This is a genomic window from Tunicatimonas pelagia, assembly GCF_030506325.1.
GTDB lineage: Bacteria > Bacteroidota > Bacteroidia > Cytophagales > Cyclobacteriaceae > Tunicatimonas > Tunicatimonas pelagia.
In genome coordinates this window covers 6675878-6696931 of record NZ_CP120683.1, presented here as the reverse complement: position 1 = coordinate 6696931, position 21054 = coordinate 6675878, and the positions used below count along the sequence as shown (strand labels likewise).

The following is a 21054-nucleotide window of genomic DNA, read 5'->3' as shown; positions in this document are numbered from 1 at the left end:
AAACCTTACAATGAAGCTAAAAGGGTTAGGAAATCGAGCGTACAACGTACTATTCCATACGCACACGGTGGCTGGTATTGTCATTAGCTTCGCGCTGTTCGTTATTTTTTACGCTGGTGCCTTTGCGCTGTTCCGACACCATATCTACCAATGGGAAAATCCGTCAGCCCGGATTGAGGTAGATCGCTCGGTTGACTACGACCAAGCACTACTGAAGGTAGATAGCCTCTACGGCTTAGATCACCACACCGCAACCAGCATTGTGATGCCTACCGAGCACTATCCCTTCGTGCGAGTGTTTGGAGCGGTACACGACACCGATAGTACTACTGAGCGCATAGCCGCCTCCGTGGTGCCCGGCACCTACGCCGTGCAGGATATGAACGAACCCCTCACGACGCTGGGGGATACGATCTATCACCTACATTACTTTCGGCAGATTCCGGTAGTGGGCATTTACCTATCGGGCTTCGTGGCCTTGTTCTTCTTATTCGCTTCAGTAACCGGATTACTAATTCACTGGCGTAACCTCTTCACCAAATTTTACGCCTTTATCACCGAAGGCAAGTGGAAGCTCATCTGGACCAACGCCCACACCGTGCTGGGCGTCATCGGATTTCCGTTTCAGGTGATGTACGCCGTGACTGGGGCGTTCTTTGGCTTGCTTACACTCATCCTACTGCCCAGCGTGCTGCTGCTCTACGACGGCGACTCTTCTCAAGTATTTAACAAAATTCGCCCCGAGGGCAATGTAGTGCTCGACGAGCAGGCCCCGGCGGCCGATCACCTGCGCCTTAGCACCCTGATGGATCAGGTGCAACAGGCCTATCCTGATTTCAGTGTGACCCGCGCCATGATCCGGAATTACGGTCAGGAGAATGCGTTAATCACTTGGTACGTAGATGATCCTGAAAGCGTAGCTTCCCGGGGGAGCCTCACCATGTACATGAAGGACGGGGTTGTCCTCGATGACTATAGTCTTTTGCCAGGACAAACCCCTTATGGGCCCGCCGTAATTAGTGTTATTGGTAAACTCCATTTCGCCGAGTTTGGCGGACTGTTGATGAAGATCATGTATTTCGTGTTGGCTTTGATCACCGGATTCATGATTATCAGTGGGGTGCTGATCTGGCAGACCGCTCGGGATAACCAGCGCTACACAACGCAGCAGCGGCAGTTTCATCACCGGGTAACAAAAACCTATCTCGCCATTTGCCTGAGCATGTTTCCGGCCTTTGCTATCCTCTTTCTGGCCAATAAGCTCGTTCCGATGGAGGTAGTGGGTCGGGTAGGTTGGGTTAATGGTATTTTCTTCGGCAGCTGGCTGCTGCTGACCCTGATTGGCCTTCGTTGGGACAACTACGCCCGGCTCAACCGCAACTACCTGTTCATTGGTGGGTTACTATCGCTCGGAGTACCAGTGGTAAACGGGGTAGCAACAGGTGACTGGTTCTGGCAAGCGTGGTCTACTTTCCCGTGGGTGGCCGCGGTGGATATATTTTGGCTTGCGACGGGACTGGTTGCTTTGTACTTAGTGTTCAGGGTACTAAACGTATCTACCTCTATCACTACGAAACACAGCGTCAGGTCTTCTACTGCCAAGCCTGAACCTCAGAACACCCATCCGCAGTGGGCAATCGACGGCGCAAATCGCAGCACTCATTGATCAACTTATGTACCGATTTCTGTTAGCCATTCTGCTTTCTGCACAAACCTCAGTAGTGTACCCTCAATCTCCAGCAGTGCCAGAGATGGATAGCGTTCAGGTCATTTCTCCGCACTACGTCTCCATGTCGGACGGCGTCAGCTTGTCGGCGACCATACTACAGCCGCCGGGTGAGGGACCCTTCCCGACGGTCTTGATATTTTCGGCCTGCGCCGCAGTTGCTGGCGGCTGGTTACGCCGTGGTCGTGGCAGACTGGCGAGGAACGGGCTGCTCGGGAGGCGTACTGAATTTGGGAGATGAACGATTTCGGCAGGATGGCTACGAACTCATCGAGTGGATTGCCGATCAGGAATGGAGTACTGACAAGGTGGGTATGGGTGGCCCTTCGGCCCGTGGTATCGCAACCTGGCACGTGGCCAGCACCCGTCCGCCTTCGCTGGCGGCCATTGCTCCCCAAACCTTCAACGCCAACTTCTTTACCGGAATGACGCATCTGGGCGGGATTCCCACCTTTCTTTCCCCACTGGGTTGGTCGCTCTATAGTCAGCCGGTGCAGGAGATACGGGTACTTAGAACGGCCGATGAAACCTGCGAGGTACAGGCTCCCAAAAGACTGCTCCTTTCTAACGGGAGACACAGCATGTCAAAAACACCCTGGGCGAATGATGAGATCGTTCGTTGGTTCGACCGTTGGCTGAAAGGCGAAGACAACGGTATTGATAAAGAGGAGCATTCCGTGAGCATTATGTTTGATGTTCACAAAACCACCCTCAAAGAAAGTTACGCACGGGAGTTCAGTGACTGGCCTCCGAAAGGCTTACAGTATATGAACTGGCAGCTGCAAGCGGATGGGTAACTCATTGAGGGATTGGCTGAATCAGGCAAAGCGGGTTATGACTTTAGCGACCGACCTCCGCGCCCGTTAACCCGCCTTCCTCCCCTGGGTACTGATTTTTCGTCGGGCTGGCAAGCTTGGGATCGGGTAGAAAAAAACGTTCTTACTTATCGTTCTGATCCCTTATCCACCGCTGCGGAGCTAATCGGGGAAATGGAACTTACCGTAAGCATGCAAGTGTCTACCGTGGATGTAGATGTGGTGGTAATTCTTTCTGAAGAATTTCCTAACGGCGATGTTAGCTACGTGATGCGAACCGCTTTACGCGCCTCACAGCGAGCACTATATACAGCGGCTACTGAGCAAGCGGGGCGTTTGATCTATCCGTTTACGCACTCTAAACCTCTGGTTCCCAACCAAATGTACCAACTGCGTATTGGCTTTCCTCCGGTGGCTCACCGCCTGTCCGAAGGGTTTCGTTTGCGCTTAGACCTGGTGCCTATCTGGGTGGCTACGTTGCACCTGGGATGGGACTTTAGCCCCTTGCCCTACGCCGGAAAGGTGACCATCGTGAGCGGTGGAGAAGAGCCCTCGCGGCTTAGCGTTCCTTATTTACCAGTGGCGGCGGGTACGCCTTCAGCCATTCATTGCCAAGACCGACCCAATCAGCCCTGTCGGGTTAGCGAATAAGCCTCTTGTAACTAATTGTGAGGTGGTCTGATGCGCTTGGCTGATTGCTATCAAACGGCTTGCTCAAAATCCTGCTTTGCTTGCTCTTTATCTTCTTCGTTTAATTTTGAGTACAAGTAATCGTACATGCTCTTAAATGTTGCGTATTCACCTTCTGCGCGAAGTGTCCAATCGGTTACGGACTTTATAAAAGTTTCTTTTCCTACCTTGCTACTAAGCTGATACAAGGCTACGGATCCCTTGTTTATTTCTAAGTACTCCGCTCCGTCGGCATATAAGAGGGCAGGTTCCGTATTGGGTTCGTTGTTTCGGTCTTTGGCGTATTTATCCATTTTCTTGTCTATCAGCAGTTGCATGGCTTCTTCACCAAAGGTTTCCTCTACAAACTGCAAACCTATTGCTTCGGGTAATGCTTTGGTCAACATATCGGCTCCCTGCACATTAGCCACGCGAAGTTGTTGCTGTACCCACAGACTAGCTAAACCACTGCCGACGGTTTGGTAGATGTAAGCTTTTTCTTGTAGCCCTTCGGTATCGGCCACCCAACCTTCTTTTTCGGACAAAACAATCGTATTGGCAAAGGTGTAAGCCGGGTCTTGCCAACGGTGAATTTCCACCAATTGTAACTTATCCGCTACTGTTTCCGTCCCGAAATGTGCTTGCATGAACCCAATGCCCTGGTTCATAGCATCTTGGTATAACTCGATGTTGAACGTATGAAAAGGTTTATGAAGAATAGTATAGTTTACTCCTTTCGCCTCACCGTTCACCACAGCGTAGTCGGAAGAGCCTAGGTGCCAGTTGAATACTGCCGGTTTCTCAATGTTGTAAAAAGCAGTAGTGCGCCCTTCATTCACTTCCGTTTTAATTAATTTTCCCGCGGTAAATGGTATTTGATCGGCTTCGGTACTGATGGTGATACTTCCTCTAACCAGCCCAGCATCGGGGGCGTAGGCATCTTGCGCCTTCGCCACTGGGTCATCGGTGGGTGCCATACGTGAGGTAAGTCTTGTCAACTCCTGCTCTTCTCTCTTCCGGTTTTCTACTAGCTCTTTTTCGCTATCGTAGCCAATTACCGGAAGAAAATCCTGTACACTCGCATAACTCCCTTGGTAGGTTAAGTCAGCTTGGGCATCACTTTGTACAAAACCAATGTATTGTTTCTCCGCTTCCAACGATAGATGGAGTAAACTATCAGTCCGAGCGGCCTTCGGAATGAGATAAGCCGTTAGGTTTTGCTCTTCATCTTCTTTCGCCAATTGCAGTTCCTGATCATTTAGCTTGAGACTGCTTACGTTAATAAAATCCTCCCAGTTCAAGAACAGGGTATCTGTACCAGAAGAATTAGTGAGAGTTATATCGGCTGAATACAATGCTTTTCTTTCTGATGGATAGAGGTCTAGCTGTAAATCTACCGCCTCATACTTTGGCTGAGAACGCGCTTCTAAGTACTTATACTTTTTCTCATACGTGGCATCCAGCCGTTCTTCCTCAGCTTCAGGAGTGAAGTTTCCGCTTTTGTACACGTTTTTGCTAATAAATGACATCAACACGAAGAATACGCCCAAGCATATCAGCATGGCCACTTTAGAGACGTGATTTAGCTGTACACTTTTGAGAGAAAGACGATTGCTCCACTTCTTGTCCGCGCCCCGTTTCCACAACCATATCCCGGCCATTATCAAGGCGGCGGCTAGCGAGAGCCATAGTAAGAAAAACCAATTAGCCGATTGCTGAAAAATACCGTATCCGCTCGTTTCAGAAAAATCTTCAATACCGGGCGGCAAAGCATAGCCAAAGCGAAGATCTTCTATGATCCCCATATCAAAGGAAACGATCAAAAAGAGAAAGAATCCAACACTCAAGATATGAGTTACTATTCGCTGGGAGGTAAGACCGGCAATGAAGAAGACCAAAGCTGTGTACAGCGTAAATGTTAAAAATGCCCACCGATGGAGCAATAGGTCTTCGGCAAACCGTCCCATATCGATGTAGGAAATTCCACCCAGTAATATTTGCGTGAAAATAGAAACGGCAATAAAACTCAGGCTTAATACCAGCGAAAGCCCCATAACTGCCACCAAGCGAGACAGTTGGGTTACCCAAACTGGAACGGGTAAGGAATCGGTAATCTGCCAGATATTAACCGTTTTATCTTTGAAAAATAGCTCACCCGCCCAAATCATAATCAACATATTGACAAAAACTCCCCACTGCAAGCGGAAGAAGGTCATGTTACTGCTTATGGGCAATTCTTCACCGATATAAAAAGTAGCATTCCAAGTTACGTTTTGCAAAAAGACCATCAGTAAGATAATTCCCAGGATGATCTTGAAAGAAGTGGGACGCACAATATTGAGAAACTCTAGCTTGGATAACGTCCAGAGTTTTGTCAAGAAATCGGGAATGCGAAACTGCTTTACCACCTGCGGGAGTTGTATACTAGCATTGGCAAGAATACTTTTATTGTCCTCCTTCACTTTCTTAGACTTATCCGTTCCGGCTTGAATAAAATACTTGAATGAGAACTTAAAGTAGGCCGCTATTGAAAGGAGTAATGCTAAGCCAATCCACAGCAGTCTGTTTTGTAAAATATATCCGGTCAGTTGGAAGTAGGCAGTATTTTTCTCAATCGATGTCTGGAGGTCAGCATAATATTGAGCGGCCACATATCCACCCGGGTCTACTAGGAGGTACGCTAGCAGATTATTCCCTCCTCCGGTTTCGTAGGACGTTTGGGCAATGAGAAAGGTGATGACAACCGCAAAAACAGCCAAGTAGCTCGTGGCAATGCGTCTAGAAAAAACGATGGAGAAAAAAACCAGTGCTACATAAACAAACAGGTTAGGGACAGTAAACATCAGCCATCCGTGAAATATTTGGCCGACGGGGGCAGAGCCAAAACGCTCGGCTACGCCAATACCGGAATACGGAAGAAGAAAATGACCGACAATCAACCCAGTACTGATAATGATGAGATAGAGAAATGCCGCCAAAAAGCGTCCGATAAAAAAATGTTTATCGTTGATGGGTAAAGCGTAGGTCCACTGAGCCGATTTGTACTGAATATCCTTGTATAATACTCCCCCGGTGGCAATGGCGATGATGATGATCATGAGCATTCCCATTCCGGCGTAATTACGGTAGATAATACTCGGGGCGTTCATCAGCACATTTTCGTTGGCATAGTAATCAAACGCTCCTTTGGTATACCAAATAGCCTGGAATACTAGCATCAGAAAGAAAATTAACGATACCCAAGTGAATAAGCGTTGTTTTAGTTCGTGTTTGATAATACTTGAGATCATAGGTTGGTGGGGTTTGAGTTATGAGCTGTGAGCTGTGAGTTTTGAGTTGTGTGCTTTTAGCTACGAGGGGGATTTTACTTTTTTCATGAATGACATAATCATCTTTTGTTCCTCATCAATTTTGGATAGAAGTTCATCAGCTTTTACTTTATCTACCATCTGCATTTCAACCATACCTATAATAAATGTCTCTAATTCAAAGCATGAGCCTAAAGCTATCTGAAGAAAATAATGATAGTTTTTAGTACTTTCTCTCGCACTTCCTTCAGCTATATTAGCCGGGATAGAAGCCGAGGCTCTCTGAACTTGGCTAATCAGACCGTATTTTTCTTCACGAGGAAGTTCTTTGCTAAGCTGGTAGGTCTCTTTCCAGATATCCATTCCTTTTTGCCAGATCAATAGTTCTTTATAATTCTTCATAAGCGTGAAGTTACGAGTTTTGAGTTACGAGTTGTATGCAGCTCGTAGCTCATAACTCGCAACTTCTCCTCGCTCAACTACTCGTAGCCAAAATATTAAAGTAGGCATCTTCCAGAGAAGGGGCTTTAGCATCAAACCCATTAGATAAAACGTCATCCGTCAGCACGGTAATCATCATTTTTCCAGCAAAAAAGCGATGAGAGATGACGTTATACTTTTCCTGGTAACGGGGGAGCTCATCTTTGCTCACTGGCATTTCATAGAGTTTTCCCCGAAGGGACTCTTCTACTTCGTGAGGCTTGCCCGTAAGTACTACCCGGCCTTGGCCGATAATGGCCATATCGGTGCAAAGCGTACTTACATCTTCCACGATGTGAGTAGACAGGATGACTACGGCGTCTTCTCCCAGTTCAGAAAGTAAGTTGTAAAAGCGGTTTCTTTCCATCGGGTCCAGGCCTGCCGTTGGTTCGTCCACAATAATTAAATCGGGGTTTCCAATCAGTGCCTGGGCAATGCCAAACCGTTGTTTCATCCCCCCCGAGTAACCATCCAATTTTTTATTTCTAACATCGTACAGATTGACTTTTTGGAGCAGTGCCTCTACTGTATCCTTCCGCTCTCCCTTATGGACAATTCCTTTCATGTCGGCGATATGCAAAAGCAATTCTTCCGCAGTAACGTTAGGGTAAACGCCAAACTCTTGGGGTAAGTAACCAAGGGTTTTTCTGAGCTTTTCAGGTTCTTTGGCGACATCAACGCCATTAAAGTGGATGATGCCCGTATCGGCATCCTGTAAGGTAGCAATCGTACGCATCAAAGTAGATTTACCCGCTCCGTTCTGACCGAGCAGACCAAACATGCCTTTACCGATGGTAAGACTAACACCCTTTAACGCTTGGACGCCATTAGAGTAGGTTTTAGAGAGATTATGTATTTCTAGTTTCATTATTACAATTAGTTATGATTTTACGCGGAGGTTGTTGTGTTAAATGAGCTTGGTCTGCGGTTTAAGGAAAATCGTCTTCAATTCACTGAAATGACTTAAAACCAGAAAGCCATTCATCAAAAACATTACACTATCAAAGACAATGAAGCCCATGTATCGGGAAATGAACACATGCGTCATCAGTAAGCACAGCATAAGCGGTATCATCATGATAGCTTCTAAAAGGTACGTTCTCCGAAATACGAGAAGCAATCCGTTCAGTAGTTGAAAGAATCCCACGAAGTAGAGATAACCGGTGCCCATCAGAAAATCGTAAAACTCAAAGAACTTCGGGTCGGTCATTTCTACGTCTGACTTAAAAACAGACGGGTTGTAAGGCAGGAATAGTTTTTCTATCCCGGCGTAAACAAAGATTAGTGCCAACAAAAACCGAATGATATATCGGACAGTATTCATGAACTAATGACGATAACTTTGCTATTGTAAACTGAAAAGATGGGGCGTTCCTACAGTATTGAACTGCTTACTGGTTTCCAAGGTGTTCAAATCGACCTTCATCACGTATTGCTCCCCATTGGCTTCAAAGGGCACGTAGCCAAATCCATCTTCAAAATAAGTGACTGATGCTACCGCCGCCCGGGTGTACTCTTCGGCAACAATCTCGGCGGTCTGATTGTACAGATCAAAGCTCCACCACTGAAATATAGGGTCAACAAAGTAAGAGTCAGGATTATTAGGATCGATAGCCGAAGGGTCTTGGGCTGCTCCCAGAAATTTGCCATTGCCGTAGTACTCCATATTCACGACGGGGCTGCCGTTGCCCCGGGCCGCTGACTCCAAATCGAAGTAGTAGCTTTCATCAAAGTCGGTGGTGCCGGCCGCAACCTTAAGAGCACAGGCCGGGCGGTCAAAAGCCGCTCGTAAGCCACCCCATGAGTTGTGGCACAGTACGTAAATATCCCCTCGCTCATCTAAGTGCATAAAGGGTGAGCCACCACCTGAACCCCAGGCACCGGTTGCCGAACCCCGCTCATCAAAAATACGCTTGACTACCGCGTCCGCATTGCCTTGAGCGTTCGCGTCTATTTTGTCGGTATCAATAATGACGATGGAGCAGCCTTTCTCTCCCGGAGAAAACGTAGCAATGTCTGCTAGTGGCATCAATGCCGCAAAAAGTAGATTATCCCGAATAAGTATTTCAGTGACTGGCTCAGCAGCGATGGTTCCACCGGGTTGGGGAAAATCAGTGGTGTTACCAATATTCAGAGCAGAACTTATGTCGATTGTTCCCGTCTTCTGCATCGTTGTCGGGTTAAAAATGATGATGTTGGTAGAGATACCTCCCACAAAAGCGGTGTTTTCATCCTTAAAAGCAGTGTTACCTTGAAAGGATAATTCAGATACATTCATATTAGCTTCCATGATAGCATTATTCGACGTATCAATGCTCCACTTTTCCATCATCCCATTGCCATAATCACTAAAATAAATACTTCCGCCAAAAGAATGCATCATGGCGAATGTAGCCGCCGAAAGCTCGGTCGCATCACTATTGTCTAGTGTTTCAGTATTATCGATCGAGACGCGCTGAAGGTAAAAGCCCCGGGTCTGACCATCGGCATTGAGTGAGGTCGTGACCATGGCATATTCTCCCAGCCCTTCAGCCGGGGCAGGATCATCATCGCCACAGCCTACGAACACCAGTGCGGAAATAATGGCAACGGTTCCTATCTTTTTAGAAATTGAATTGAGTAGAAAATTCATACGAAATTGATTATTGATTAATTACTAAGTGCCAAAAAATACTCTGGCTTTTACATAAAAACTTCTTCCCGGTCGCTGTACTGAAAAGTTGTCGAAAGCTCGAGCGTCGGTCAAATTGCGGCATTCTACGCCTATGCTCCAGCGGTCTTTGGGAGCCATCCAGGAAAAGTTAATATTGTGCAATGCCTGGGTAGGTATAATGTCCTTGGTTTCTGCCCGACCATCTTCGGCCCAGCTCAGAAAAAACTCATGCACATAATTAAAGTCATAGCCAGCATTAATTGTCCCGTTGCCCAACCAGGCTGACTTTCTTGAGTAGGATAATTGTCCATTACCAAACAGATAAGGGGTATTGGGCACCCGAGAACCTAGATAGCGATTGGGGATATTCCCCTCTGGGCTGGTTTCTTGTAAGGTGATATCTTGGTACGTAGCGTTAACCGCCGCTCTCAGTCCTCCGAAGATCAAGTAGTCGGCATGAAATTCTGCGCCCACTGCCTGCGTTCCAATGAGGTTTTCGTACCGGGCCAGCCCAAAGGTTACTGCGTTCAGAAAAATCCGGTCGCTGGTGTTGCGGTAGAAAAATGTCATTCCCGCATTAAACCGCTTCTTGTAAGTGCTGTATTCAGTACCGAAGTTGATATTATGGCTCTGCTCAGGATTTAAAGAAGGGTTGGGAGCTACCGTGAGGTAGTTACCAAAAATCTCTTCATCGTCCGGTTGCCTTACCGTAAATTCGTACCCCAGATTCATGGTTATCAGGGGACTCATCTGATATTGAATCACGTCGCCGTATCCGAAGATAGAAAACTCGTTCGTTTCCCTTGGCCCTACCATGCGGTTGTCAAACGTCACTCCCGACGACCGGGTGTAAAAGTGCTTGGCTGATACGGTGTTGGTTAGCTTACTGCCGAAAAACTCACTAGCCAGCGCCAAACCAGTGTAATTCTTAAGCAATTTTTGAGCAGGTAATAGTCCTTCTTGGTCTTCTTGTGGGAGTACTTCATTTTGAATACGCAACTCATCGTTGGTCAAGAGCATGGTTAGATTGAGTGTATGCTGATTATTCAGCGAGTAGCTAAAGCTTTCCCTACTAAATAAGGTCCGGGTGGTCAGCACTGGGCGGGTTCCGTTGGAGTACAGTCCCGTTTCACCGCCGTTGATCTTGGAAGTAAAGTTTTGATCCCAGAAGTACGTTCTTCGGGCGGTGTCAACAAAATTGAGTTGGTCGTAGGTATAGCCCGCCACGATGGAGGCGTTCCATCGCTCTGATTTTCCGTATTTTTTCCATGAGATAGCGGCATTCCACGAGTCTTGGATAGAGGCAGGTTCGCCCCAAGGTACTTCGGCTCGGAGCCCATGCTGCCACTCCCGGTCAATACGTGAGAATGAGGACATCAGCATCAACTCATCAGCCCTGCGCTGATTTCTAACCCCGGCCTGAAATCGGGTAAGTAGGGATTGAAACCGATCATTGAACCGACGAGCCCGCCCCTTCTCAGTATTAAATAGATCATCGACAACAACATCGACATTATCCATCCAATAGTTATTATCGGAATAATTATAAAAACCATCCAGATTAATAAAATAATTATCCTGGCTCCCAAAGTTTTCTCGAACCGTAACGGATGCTTCGTGGGTGTTCCAAGAACCGTAACCATAGCTTACATCCGCATATTCGGCGTTACCGTACCTACTAACTACATTAATTACCCCGCCCAATGCATCGGAACCATAGTCTACCGGTATGGTACCTTTGTAGACTTCTATATGTTCAATCATTCCGGGTGAAATGGTATTAAGCGCGTAGCCTGCGCCCAGTAGATATACCGGAATGCCGTCGACGAAGAGTTTTACTCCTTTGCCATCGATTCCGTTCAGCATAATATTCGCATCGCTCCCCGCTCCGCCCTCTTGCCGTATTCGCACCCCCGGAAGTTGGTTTAATAGGGTAGTAACTTGAATTGGCTGAGCCCTTAAGGTACTTAAGTTGACGATCTGCGCCTTATACGGTAGCTCTTCTGCGGCTGCTCTCTGTGACTTTCCGCTGATGACTACCTCGTCCAGACTCGTAGTCGATTCTTTCAGAATAATTTGTAGCTGAAAATCTCCATCAGTTGGTATTTTTATCGCGTGTTGAACCGTCTCAAAGCCTAGTGAGCTAACGTACAAGGTATAGGTAGTACCCTGACTAAGCAGAAAAGTAGCCTCGCCGCTGATATTACTAACTGCCTTCTGATTAACTTCGGGTATTTCAATATAGGCCCCTATTATTTCATTCCGGTCTTCGTCAAGGATAGTTAATGTAACCTGGCATTGGTTCGCTTCCGCAAATGAAGGGTGAAACGTAGCAGTAAGAAAGAAACTAAAGGCAACCTTCCAAATGCGGTCGAGGGTGAGCCAATTAACAGAGCTCTTTGCAATTATCATTTAGGAGGGTAGGTAGTTTAGAATTATTTTAAATAATTTCAAATCTAAGTACTGCCTAAAATAAACTACCTACGCGAAACGGATAAAAACCTACGTAATACGGAGTAACGAAAAACAATTCGTGACAAAGTGAGTACTGTCAAGCTTTTGCCTCCAAACGCATGAAAATTGCCGAAAATGTTAGTTAATTTAGCTATGAGTAGTGTCTGATACGCTATGCGTAGGTATTGAAGTTCATTGATTTACTATGCATCTTTGTTTGAATACGCTACACGATTACTATCTGGATTTTATGAGAACGAAAATATACGGTGCCGAGCTAGAAGAGCTGCTTGTTGAAGTTAATTATCCTGACTCTTTCGTAACACCGGGGGTTGCTTACTACGAAAAAGAGTATACTACCAGCGCGTTTTTAGGGGAAGGTTATTATAAGGAGACTTTCTTTGAAGGTATTCATATTGGTTACGGGGATTTTCTTTTGACGAAGCCCACCTCAGCCTATTTTGATACCGATATGGAGACGGTAGAAATGCACTTTGCTTTGGGAGGGCTGGCCCGCACTAATTCACCTAACTTTTCCCGAGACATAAGCTTTAATGCTAACCAACACAACCTAATCTATGCCTGTGGATTTCAGGGAGCTATTGAGTGGTTTGCTCAGGAGAGCGTGAAGTTGCTGGAGATCAATGTTCAGCCCTCTTTTCTGAAGAAGTACCTTCCTGACGGTCATTTATTTGACCTTTTTCTGGAAAGCATGGAAAGGAAACAATCGGCTGTTATCTCACCCCACAACTATCCGATCACCCCACAAATGATGAAGTTGATCCAGGGAATTATTCACTGTGATCGTACCGGGCATTTTAAGCGCATGTTTTTGGAGTCGCATATTATCGAGCTACTCATGCTGCAACTAGAGCAGATTTCGAGTCATGACTGCAACGTGTTTTGTGCTATTGACAAGCAGCACTGGGAGCGATTACACGCGGCTCGGGAGATTCTAGACCAGCAGCTCAATGCCAATTTTACGCTCAACAGTCTCGCGCAGCAAGTTGGCACGAATGAATTTGCGCTGAAAAAGGGATTTAAAGAACTGTTTGGCACCACTGTTTTCGGATACTGGAATCAAATTAAGATGCAAGAGGCAAGAACATTGCTGACCGAAGGGATGATGAACGTTACCGAAATTAGTTCGAAAGTTGGGTATAAGAATCCTCAGCATTTTAGTACGGCCTTTAAAAAATATTTTGGTTACTCCCCGAGTGAACTCAAAGTTCGGTATTAAGCCGATCGATGTTTTATCTGTTGAAATGCGTTTACGAATAGAAGGTAATAGCCAAGAAACTATCTATGAAAATCAGTTGACCGATTGGGGAAGATATCTGACATTTGGGTAACGAAACCTCTCTTTTAATGATGAGCTTCTAAACGTCAGACATCTTTTTCGCTACTATTGCCTACTGGCTCCATAAGTTCACTTAGAACTAAGAAGGAGTAGTTGGCAGGCCTCCTACCCTTCGGGGATACTGCTGTCGCTTTACTTATAAAACTAAGAACAAATTTTATTTATGATGAGTTTTAGCCGTATGAAAACATCAATTATAACCTTAACTTTTGCCTTCCTTTTTTTTCAATGCGGGGGCACTTCCAGTAGTAATGTCAATCAAGAAGAGACCACTGATGCAGTCGAAACTTCTTCGGTAAGTTCTAACGATGCTTCATCAGCCGATGAAGTTACTCTGGTACTAAACACCGGCGACGCGTTGGAGTACGACAAAAGCGAACTTCGGGTAAAGGAAGGGCAGTCGGTTACGCTCACATTAAATCATAACGGTCAGATGGCTAAGGAAGCAATGGGGCACAACTTTGTGCTGTTAAAGACTGGTACGGATATTCCCACCTTTGCCAATGAAGCACTGGACGCTCGGGAAAATGAATATATTCCGGAGGGTAGCGAGCAGGTTATTGTTCACACCAAATTGATTGGGGGTGGCGAGTCAGATACTATAACTTTTGAAGCTCCTCCCAAAGGTACTTACGATTACATTTGTAGCTTTCCCGGCCATTACTCGCTCATGCAAGGCAAGTTAATCGTTGAGTAGAACATACAATACGAGTATGCTTACCAGAACGCTGAGCGGGTAGCATGATGGTAAGCTAGAGTCCTTCAACATGATAAGGTTTAGCTCAGCTTCTGACTAACTACTGCTCTAATAACAATGCATCGTTGAGTGTCGCCAGAGAGAAACTGTCTTTCACCTCAAGTCGTATACCAAAGAAAGTGAATTTAAAGGCTTATAGGGGCGAAAATAGGTCTAATTTGATTCTAGATGATTTTGTGTGTAGAAGAAGCCCCACTGACTAGTTGTGGAAGATGTCCGACGTTTGAGCGGCGAAATGCCTCTGCTGATGACAGATTTTGAAACGTCAAACATTTTATTCCGCTATTGTTGCCGAGAAACAATAAACTTCATGATTTAACCAATTGCTGGTTCAACGGTCATTTTTCATAGGCACTGGGGATGACCCCAAACCTTCTCTTGAAAGCAGTAGAAAAATTCTGAGGACTACTGTAGCCCATCTTATCCGCTAGCTGCTGAATAGAATAACCCTCTTTCAATAATTGTCCGGCATAGCTGAATCGTACTTCATTCCAGTAATCAAAGATACTCTTCCCAAACAACTGCTTAAACTCCTTCTTGAGGGTAAACTCGTTAGTAGCAAAATCCTTTGCTAGCGAACGAATGGAAAAGGTAGGTTCTAATTGTACTTCCAGAAAGCTCTTCACCTCGAGCATGCGTTCCTTGTTCTGCTTGGATATTCCCCGGCTATCGCTACTATGATACATTTGCTCAAACTGTAGCATCAATAATTCCATAATACGGGAGTAGAGAAAGAGTTTTTTGAGGGAAGTAGGTGTATCACTTTGCATGATGCTACGGATGATATGCATCATCGTAGGGGTAATGACCGGAGAATAATTAGTCAGGGCGGTTGATTGGTTCTTAGTCATACTGGTAGTGAAATGTTGAAAATCCGGACTATCTTCGGGTAAAAACTGGGTGATGAACGCTGGGGTGAGACAGATTTCTAATCCCTGATGTGATTTATTAGAGTGATTCATCCACTCCTGCTGCCCCGTTTCCTCGTGTAAATAATGGCGAGGGATACAAACATTTTTGAAACCGATCCGATCCAAAACATCGTCTGTTCATCGGCAGCTACATCGTTCTCAATATCTGCTTGGCCAAGTCCGGCTACCCAACCCGTTCCATCCGCATTAATCAGGGCCACCCCAATGGCGGGAGTTTGCGTTTCTCTCATCACCTGCTCAATCGCGCTCGTAAGCTCGGCAATGTTATTAATTGATGCCTGATTTTGCTGACCGTAGGCAAATATGAATGGCCAGATTGAAACCACAAGGCCAACCCAATACCTATCAATATACTTATGAGGAAGCACTGACAGCGCCTTCGTTAGTTGTAGGTAAGCTTTTTTGAATGGTTCCTTCATAATTCATAGTTAGATTCTTTGCTACTGGTTACGTTCAACAATCTCTTAGTCGTTCGTATTTTCACGGATACAGACAGTTTGTATACAAAATAAGGGACGGCATTTTGTTATTCGCGTTCGCGATCCGTACTTTAACCTACGACTTTAGTATAAAGCAGACGAATATGAAGATAACTCTCACCGCTGATAATTTGGTTGACGTCATGGGGGAATACCAATACCCAACACGCCTTCAAAGCATCGACGGTACACGCGCGGTTCAACAGACTGCCACGTATAAAGGCAATACCGTTTCGCAGGGGGAGCAGTTTTGTTTTGACAAAATAATGGTTCAACGGGGAGGATATACCACTGAAGAACCACTAACAATTATTGCGATGTGTTAGGGCAGCGGATGCTTGTACATGTATACTAACCCCGGATAGTTCTCATCGGGCCCCGTTATCTGATTATCCTGTACGTACTGCCACGAATCAGCCGATACATATAATCGATTATCCTCGTCTACGTGGATATTGTTCAGCACGTACTCAAACGGAAAGTCTATCGTTTGCCAGCGTCCTTCATGGTACATCTCAACAGTAGAGTAGTTGGTTCGGTAAGAAGTAGTGTCCGCGTTCAACGGAGTGATATTATCTTTGATACGATAGGTAACCCCGCTGGGAGATGTAGCAATGCCTACGGGGCTATTGATACTGTGCTGATCTTGATAAGGGGTTCGTTGCCAGGTGATACCGTAATCCATTGTGAACTGAGTAGCAAGACCGGCGTATCTTTGATTGGCGACAAACGGTGGCCCTACGTAGTCCCTTAAGCCGGTGGCCCATAAAGCGTAAACAGTGTCGTTACGCTCCAGAACATCGAAAACAGTCCCTCCCAAACCTTCGGATTCCTGCCAAGTCTCTCCGCCATCGGCAGTAAAATAGGCACTCATCATGGTGGTGACCATGAGCGTATCGTCAATATTACCTACAATAGCTTCAGCTTCCCGCCCATTGGGAATAATCAATGTTTCCCAATCACGTAATTCTTCGGATACAACATCGGGTTCGTCTTCTTCGCAGGCGGCAAGCAAAGGAAGAATTAAAAAAAGTAATCTAAAGTTTTTCATGGTTGCTAAGGTTGTTAGATATTAACTTATACGTACTCATAACCCAAGCAGTTATCAAGCCATCTTTAGATTTCGCTCAACTTTCCACCCGCTGGCTCGCTGCTGAGTACTCCATAACCGAAAGTATAATCCTTGGTAAGCTAGTAACTCGTGGTGCTTTCCTCGTTCAGCGACCTTCCCTTCGTTGAGTACGATGATTTGATCGGCGAGTTGAATAGTAGCTAGCTTATGAGCAATCACGATCACCATTTTGTCTTTTACCAGTTCTTCAATGGCATGTTGAATATAAATCTCGTTTTCCGGATCCAGACTGGCGGTGGCTTCGTCCAGTAACACAATCGGAGCATCTTTGAGTAGAGCTCGAGCGATACTGATGCGTTGTTTTTGCCCCCCGGAAAGCTTACTGCCCCCTTCCCCCACGAGTGTGTGTAACCCTTGCGGTAGCGCCTCAGCAAATTCCAGTACCTGAGCCTTTTCTGCTACGGCAATAATCTGCGCTTCGCTGGCCTGCGGATTACCTACCTGGATATTATGATAAATACTATCATTGAAAAGATACACTTCCTGAAACACTTCGCTAATGAGACTGTAGACCGTCGCGGGAGCCATATCTTTTACGTCAATACCTCCGATACTGATCGTACCCTGTTGAGCGTCCCAGAAGCGGGCGATCAAGGAGGTGATCGTCGTTTTACCCGACCCGGAAGGACCAACTAAGGCCGTCATGGTACCCGCCGGTGCCTGAAAACTAACATCATTAAGGACGAGCTTATCGTCCACGTAGCTGAAGCTTACCTGATCGAAAGCAATATCGTAAGTGGTGGGACGACGGTTTTGTCCGGCCTCCTGCTCGGGGGCTTCTAATACTTCAATCATTCGGCTTAGGCTCACGTTCATGTAGCTCAGCACTGGATACTCTACCATCAAAATTTTCATGGGCTCGTAGAGCCGATAGCCCACAATCAGAAAGGCAATAAGTACCGGAGGGGTCAGGTTACCGTCCGCCAGAAAAAATAACGCCAGCCATACCATCAGCACAAAAAACACCTCGAACAGGACGCCCACCGTCAGTACGATAGGGCCGGGAATAGCTTCCGTTTTAATGCTTTCTCGTCGCAAACTAGCCAGAGCCTGCTCTAGCGAGTGGAAACGCTCACCGGTCATGCCGTACGACTTGATGTGGCGAATTCCCTGCACGTATTCCAGAAAACGGGCTCCAGTGGCATTGCGGGCTACAATCTGTTGTTTGCCGTATTTTTCTACCAACCGTTTGCTGAGCTGAATCAAGGGTACAGCAATAACGATGGCCAGAAGTAAGGTGACTGCTAACCGCCAGTCCAGCCAGAGCAAGAACAGCGAAAGCACCAGCGTGCCGAATACGGCATTGGCGATGTTGGCCACACTGTGACCGAAGATATTTTCAAAGTTGGCTACGTCTTGCAGCACCACCGAAGCTAAGTCTCCGGGATCACGCTTCTTGTAGTAGCCCAGTGAGAGCCGTTGGAGCTTGTTGCCTAGTGCCAAGCGTAGGCGACGGCTCATCTCAAAGGTAGCCTGGTTAGAGCTGAACATGGCTTTTCGGGCTACGTAGAGCTGGACGAGAAACAGTCCGCCCATAACGGCGAGCGTGGTCCAAATGGTCGTCTGGTCAGGGGTATCCCGAAAGAGTTCCCATAGAATAACCAATAGGATGCCACTCGGAGCCGCAATCAGCGAACCGTGTAGCCACTCCCAAAACAGAGCCCGACGGATACCAGAAGAATCATAGCGAAAGGCGTATAAGATGTTTTTGATCATGGAAGTAATGAATAATGATTGATGAATAATGACTAATTGTTATTCATAACTACAGTGAAAATTCTTGGGCGCGTACGTGGGCATTCCACATTTGGGCGTACAATTTACTTTGGGTTAATAATTCCGGGTAGGCTCCTTTGGCCGCTACCCTACCCTGGTCAAATACCACAATCTGGTCGGCATCGGTGATGGTGCTGAGGCGGTGAGCAATGATGATGACCGTTTTATCTTGGATCAAACGACCGAAGGCCTGCTGAATGAGATACTCATTTTCAGGATCGCTGAAAGCTGTTGCTTCATCGAGGATCAGAATCGGTGCATCTTTCAAAATGGCTCGCGCCAGTTGGATGCGCTGCTGTTCCCCACCGCTCAGGTGAACTCCTTGCGCTCCAAAGCGAGTCTGATAGCCCTGGGGTAGTTGGCTGATGAACGTATGGCATTGGGCAGCTTCTGCCGCAGCTATAACCTCTGCTTCAGATTTATCCAAGCCCATGCGGATGTTCTCGTACATCGTTTCCTGAAACATGAAGCTGTCCTGAAAAACGAAGGAAACTTGTTGCATAAGGGTAGCCACCGGAATGGTTTGAATGTCAATGCCTCCGATCAGAACTTTACCTTCCTGTACATCCCAGAAGCGGGCTACCAGTTGAGCCGTGGTCGACTTCCCAGCACCCGATGGCCCTACCAACGCCGTGATGGTACCGGCGGGCATGGTGAAGGAAACATCATCAAGCACCTTGACTTCTTCGGCGTAGGCAAAACTCACGTGGCGAAATTCAATAGAATGATCTGAGAAGTGAGTGGCTTCCTTACTCCCCGATTGGACGGGGTGCTGTAAAATATCATCCATGCGCTGCACTCCCCGATTAATCAGGGTGATTTGCATACCCATATTGGCTAGGGCAAACATAGGTTTGATGTAGCCTACTCCCAAGATCAAGAACAACACCAGCGTAGCGAAAGTAATGCCATCTTGCAGGTACAGATACGTGCCCAGCACGAGTACGGGCAAAGTGGCGTTGCTCATAAAACTCATAAATACGGCAAAAGGCGGAGAACTCTTTCGCATCCATCGCTTGGCCATCGTATCATATTCATTTACGGAGCCGCTGTACTGCCGGAAGCTATCGGCGGTTTGAGCGAATATTTTCATCACGGGCATGGCTCGCACGAACTCTACAATGCCACTGTTCATATCTTCTTGCGCCTGATGGTGTTTTTTCATCATCTCTTTGGTGTAGGCCGAGCGAAACATCAGCGGCATCCACACCGCCAGCACCAGCAGCGGTACAAAGCTAATCGCGGCTAACCGCCAGTCGACGTAAAACAAATAGCCAATCGTAACCACCGGTAGGGTAAAGCCTTTAACAAAATCCGGAATCTGGTGAGCGATGAAGTTCTCGATGCGTTCAATATCGTCAGCCACAATCTTTTTGAGTGTCCCGGAAGAGTAGGTACCGATAAACCCCAGGGGCAACTGCCCCAGTTTGGCGGCGGTTTGCTGACGAAGCTCATACAAGATGTTAAAAGCGGCCACGTGCGAAGTCATCCCCGAAGCGTAGAGCAGTGCGTAGCTTCCCACTCCTGCAGCAATCGCCCAACCTAGGTAACGCTGCACTAATTCGGTATCCAGCGGGGGATTCACTAACTCCCGAAGAATATAGTAAACCAAGACGTAGGGCACTAAGGCCAGAGCTGCGTGCAGTACGGCTAGTAATCCCGATAACGCCAGTTGGTACTTTTTACGGCCCGCAATTTCCAGCAATCGGGCGATGCCATCTTTTTTCTTCTTTTCCATATTACAATCCGGTTTTACCATCCGCCCAGTACGGGAAGGTGATGATTTGTTTCGCCCCCACTCCTCTTTTAATTAATGCTTGGCGAACAGCCTGAATAGATTTCGCTCGTCCGGTGAGGTAGAAAGTGGCTCGTTGCCAGGTGTTCCACAGCTTGCCTTGCATATCGCGCAGCACCCGAACGGCTTCTTGAGCGGGGTTTTGGTTAGTATTAGTGACTATATCTGCCTGAAGATCTACCAAGCTTGGCCAGTGACAATGAGCTTGGGCTAGCTCCAGTAGACAGAGGTACTCTTGATGCTGGGCATCGGCCGCTGACTTCAGTATCCTGCATAAGCCCAAAGAAGATTCATCGCCAAAAATAAAGTGGTATTGGTATTCAGATTGAAATTGCATCTTACCGCCCGGTCCCATCAGCTTCGTAGTATCACCCACTTGCAGCCGTTCCGCCCACTGGCTACCGGGACCGTAATCGTGGAGATAAAAGAGAACTTCGCAGACTCCTTGTTCCTGATCGTAGTGAGCCGGAGTATAATGCCGAAACTCAGTTTCATTTACCCGAAACTCAATGACTTGACCGGGAATATAGCTGGCTGAACGTAAATCGCCGAAGAATCGAACGCGCTTCAGTTTGTCATCCAGGTAATCAATCTGGCTAACTTCCACAGGGTGCATCATGCGGCTAAAAAGCACTTCGGTACCGTTAGCAATCCACTTGGGTAAACTAGGCATACTGTTAGCTGAAAATTGATAATGGAAAGTTGATAGTTTTACTTC

General features: G+C 46.7%; 17 protein-coding genes. 5 read left to right on the top strand and 12 right to left on the bottom strand.

Going from position 1 to position 21054, the window contains the following annotated elements:
- Positions 1 to 10 precede the first annotated feature (10 nt).
- From P0M28_RS28545 to P0M28_RS28535, 3 genes are all read left to right on the top strand, one after another.
- Positions 11 to 1666: a PepSY-associated TM helix domain-containing protein gene (locus P0M28_RS28545; protein ID WP_302206916.1), complete on the top strand. Its 1656-nt coding sequence runs from the start codon at positions 11 to 13 to the stop codon at positions 1664 to 1666.
- A gap of 218 nt (positions 1667 to 1884) precedes the next feature.
- On the top strand, positions 1885 to 2523 hold the full coding sequence (locus tag P0M28_RS28540) for a CocE/NonD family hydrolase (RefSeq protein ID WP_302206915.1): 639 nt from the start codon (positions 1885 to 1887) through the stop codon (positions 2521 to 2523).
- A gap of 12 nt (positions 2524 to 2535) precedes the next feature.
- A complete protein-coding gene (locus tag P0M28_RS28535) occupies positions 2536 to 3192 on the top strand; it encodes a CocE/NonD family hydrolase C-terminal non-catalytic domain-containing protein (protein WP_302206914.1) in 657 nt (218 codons plus the stop codon).
- A gap of 50 nt (positions 3193 to 3242) precedes the next feature.
- Here P0M28_RS28535 and P0M28_RS28530 read toward each other — a convergent pair whose 3' ends face one another.
- The 6 genes from P0M28_RS28530 to P0M28_RS28505 all read right to left on the bottom strand — a co-directional run bounded on the left by P0M28_RS28530 (position 3243) and on the right by P0M28_RS28505 (position 12063).
- Positions 3243 to 6500, bottom strand: a complete 3258-nt coding sequence (locus P0M28_RS28530) for an ABC transporter permease (RefSeq protein ID WP_302206913.1) — start codon at positions 6498 to 6500, stop codon at positions 3243 to 3245.
- Positions 6501 to 6560: 60 nt separating this feature from the next.
- Complete coding sequence (locus P0M28_RS28525) at positions 6561 to 6920, bottom strand: four helix bundle protein (protein WP_302206912.1); 360 nt, start codon at positions 6918 to 6920, stop codon at positions 6561 to 6563.
- A gap of 73 nt (positions 6921 to 6993) precedes the next feature.
- Entirely contained in the window at positions 6994 to 7866 is an 873-nt protein-coding gene (locus P0M28_RS28520; protein ID WP_302206911.1) for an ABC transporter ATP-binding protein, read from the bottom strand.
- 39 nt (positions 7867 to 7905) lie between these two features.
- Positions 7906 to 8322 (bottom strand): DoxX family membrane protein, encoded by a 417-nt coding sequence (locus P0M28_RS28515; protein ID WP_302206910.1) that lies wholly within the window; start codon positions 8320 to 8322, stop codon positions 7906 to 7908.
- A 21-nt stretch (positions 8323 to 8343) separates the two neighbouring features.
- Positions 8344 to 9630, bottom strand: coding sequence for a DUF4374 domain-containing protein (locus tag P0M28_RS28510; protein WP_302206909.1), 1287 nt, complete (start codon positions 9628 to 9630; stop codon positions 8344 to 8346).
- A 24-nt stretch (positions 9631 to 9654) separates the two neighbouring features.
- Positions 9655 to 12063, bottom strand: coding sequence for a TonB-dependent receptor (locus P0M28_RS28505; protein ID WP_302206908.1), 2409 nt, complete (start codon positions 12061 to 12063; stop codon positions 9655 to 9657).
- Positions 12064 to 12355: 292 nt separating this feature from the next.
- On the opposite strand from P0M28_RS28505, the gene P0M28_RS28500 reads away from it, so the two are divergent.
- Together P0M28_RS28500 and azu are read left to right on the top strand one after the other, a co-directional pair.
- Positions 12356 to 13345 (top strand): helix-turn-helix domain-containing protein, encoded by a 990-nt coding sequence (locus P0M28_RS28500; RefSeq protein WP_302206907.1) that lies wholly within the window; start codon positions 12356 to 12358, stop codon positions 13343 to 13345.
- Positions 13346 to 13646: 301 nt separating this feature from the next.
- Positions 13647 to 14162 (top strand): azurin, encoded by a 516-nt coding sequence (gene azu / locus P0M28_RS28495; protein WP_302206906.1) that lies wholly within the window; start codon positions 13647 to 13649, stop codon positions 14160 to 14162.
- Positions 14163 to 14560: 398 nt separating this feature from the next.
- On the opposite strand, the gene P0M28_RS28490 is transcribed toward azu, so the two are convergent.
- The 6 genes from P0M28_RS28490 to P0M28_RS28465 form a co-directional block, all read right to left on the bottom strand.
- On the bottom strand, positions 14561 to 15184 hold the full coding sequence (locus P0M28_RS28490; RefSeq protein WP_302206905.1) for a helix-turn-helix domain-containing protein: 624 nt from the start codon (positions 15182 to 15184) through the stop codon (positions 14561 to 14563).
- Entirely contained in the window at positions 15181 to 15573 is a 393-nt protein-coding gene (locus tag P0M28_RS28485; RefSeq protein ID WP_302206904.1) for a serine hydrolase, read from the bottom strand. The genes P0M28_RS28490 and P0M28_RS28485 overlap by 4 nt, the downstream gene beginning before the upstream one ends.
- A gap of 382 nt (positions 15574 to 15955) precedes the next feature.
- Positions 15956 to 16684 (bottom strand): hypothetical protein, encoded by a 729-nt coding sequence (locus P0M28_RS28480; RefSeq protein WP_302206903.1) that lies wholly within the window; start codon positions 16682 to 16684, stop codon positions 15956 to 15958.
- Between the two features lie 54 nt (positions 16685 to 16738).
- Entirely contained in the window at positions 16739 to 18481 is a 1743-nt protein-coding gene (locus P0M28_RS28475; RefSeq protein ID WP_302206902.1) for an ABC transporter ATP-binding protein, read from the bottom strand.
- Positions 18482 to 18530: 49 nt separating this feature from the next.
- Complete coding sequence (locus P0M28_RS28470) at positions 18531 to 20279, bottom strand: ABC transporter ATP-binding protein (protein ID WP_302206901.1); 1749 nt, start codon at positions 20277 to 20279, stop codon at positions 18531 to 18533.
- A 1-nt stretch (position 20280) separates the two neighbouring features.
- Entirely contained in the window at positions 20281 to 21009 is a 729-nt protein-coding gene (locus tag P0M28_RS28465) for a siderophore-interacting protein (RefSeq protein WP_302206900.1), read from the bottom strand.
- Between the last annotated feature and the right edge of the window lie 45 nt (positions 21010 to 21054).

Bases quoted from the DNA above. Each gene is read 5' to 3' on its own strand.
- P0M28_RS28510 (WP_302206909.1), bottom strand. From the start codon at position 9,630: ATGAATTTTCTACTCAATTCAATTTCTAAAAAGATAGGAACCGTTGCC.
- P0M28_RS28520 (WP_302206911.1), bottom strand. From the start codon at position 7,866: ATGAAACTAGAAATACATAATCTCTCTAAAACCTACTCTAATGGCGTC.
- P0M28_RS28525 (WP_302206912.1), bottom strand. From the start codon at position 6,920: ATGAAGAATTATAAAGAACTATTGATCTGGCAAAAAGGAATGGATATC.
- P0M28_RS28465 (WP_302206900.1), bottom strand. From the start codon at position 21,009: ATGCCTAGTTTACCCAAGTGGATTGCTAACGGTACCGAAGTGCTTTTT.
- P0M28_RS28505 (WP_302206908.1), bottom strand. From the start codon at position 12,063: ATGATAATTGCAAAGAGCTCTGTTAATTGGCTCACCCTCGACCGCATT.
- P0M28_RS28480 (WP_302206903.1), bottom strand. From the start codon at position 16,684: ATGAAAAACTTTAGATTACTTTTTTTAATTCTTCCTTTGCTTGCCGCC.
- P0M28_RS28515 (WP_302206910.1), bottom strand. From the start codon at position 8,322: ATGAATACTGTCCGATATATCATTCGGTTTTTGTTGGCACTAATCTTT.
- P0M28_RS28530 (WP_302206913.1), bottom strand. From the start codon at position 6,500: ATGATCTCAAGTATTATCAAACACGAACTAAAACAACGCTTATTCACT.
- P0M28_RS28475 (WP_302206902.1), bottom strand. From the start codon at position 18,481: ATGATCAAAAACATCTTATACGCCTTTCGCTATGATTCTTCTGGTATC.
- P0M28_RS28490 (WP_302206905.1), bottom strand. From the start codon at position 15,184: ATGAATCACTCTAATAAATCACATCAGGGATTAGAAATCTGTCTCACC.
- P0M28_RS28545 (WP_302206916.1), top strand. From the start codon at position 11: ATGAAGCTAAAAGGGTTAGGAAATCGAGCGTACAACGTACTATTCCAT.
- P0M28_RS28485 (WP_302206904.1), bottom strand. From the start codon at position 15,573: ATGAAGGAACCATTCAAAAAAGCTTACCTACAACTAACGAAGGCGCTG.
- azu (WP_302206906.1), top strand. From the start codon at position 13,647: ATGAAAACATCAATTATAACCTTAACTTTTGCCTTCCTTTTTTTTCAA.
- P0M28_RS28470 (WP_302206901.1), bottom strand. From the start codon at position 20,279: ATGGAAAAGAAGAAAAAAGATGGCATCGCCCGATTGCTGGAAATTGCG.
- P0M28_RS28500 (WP_302206907.1), top strand. From the start codon at position 12,356: ATGAGAACGAAAATATACGGTGCCGAGCTAGAAGAGCTGCTTGTTGAA.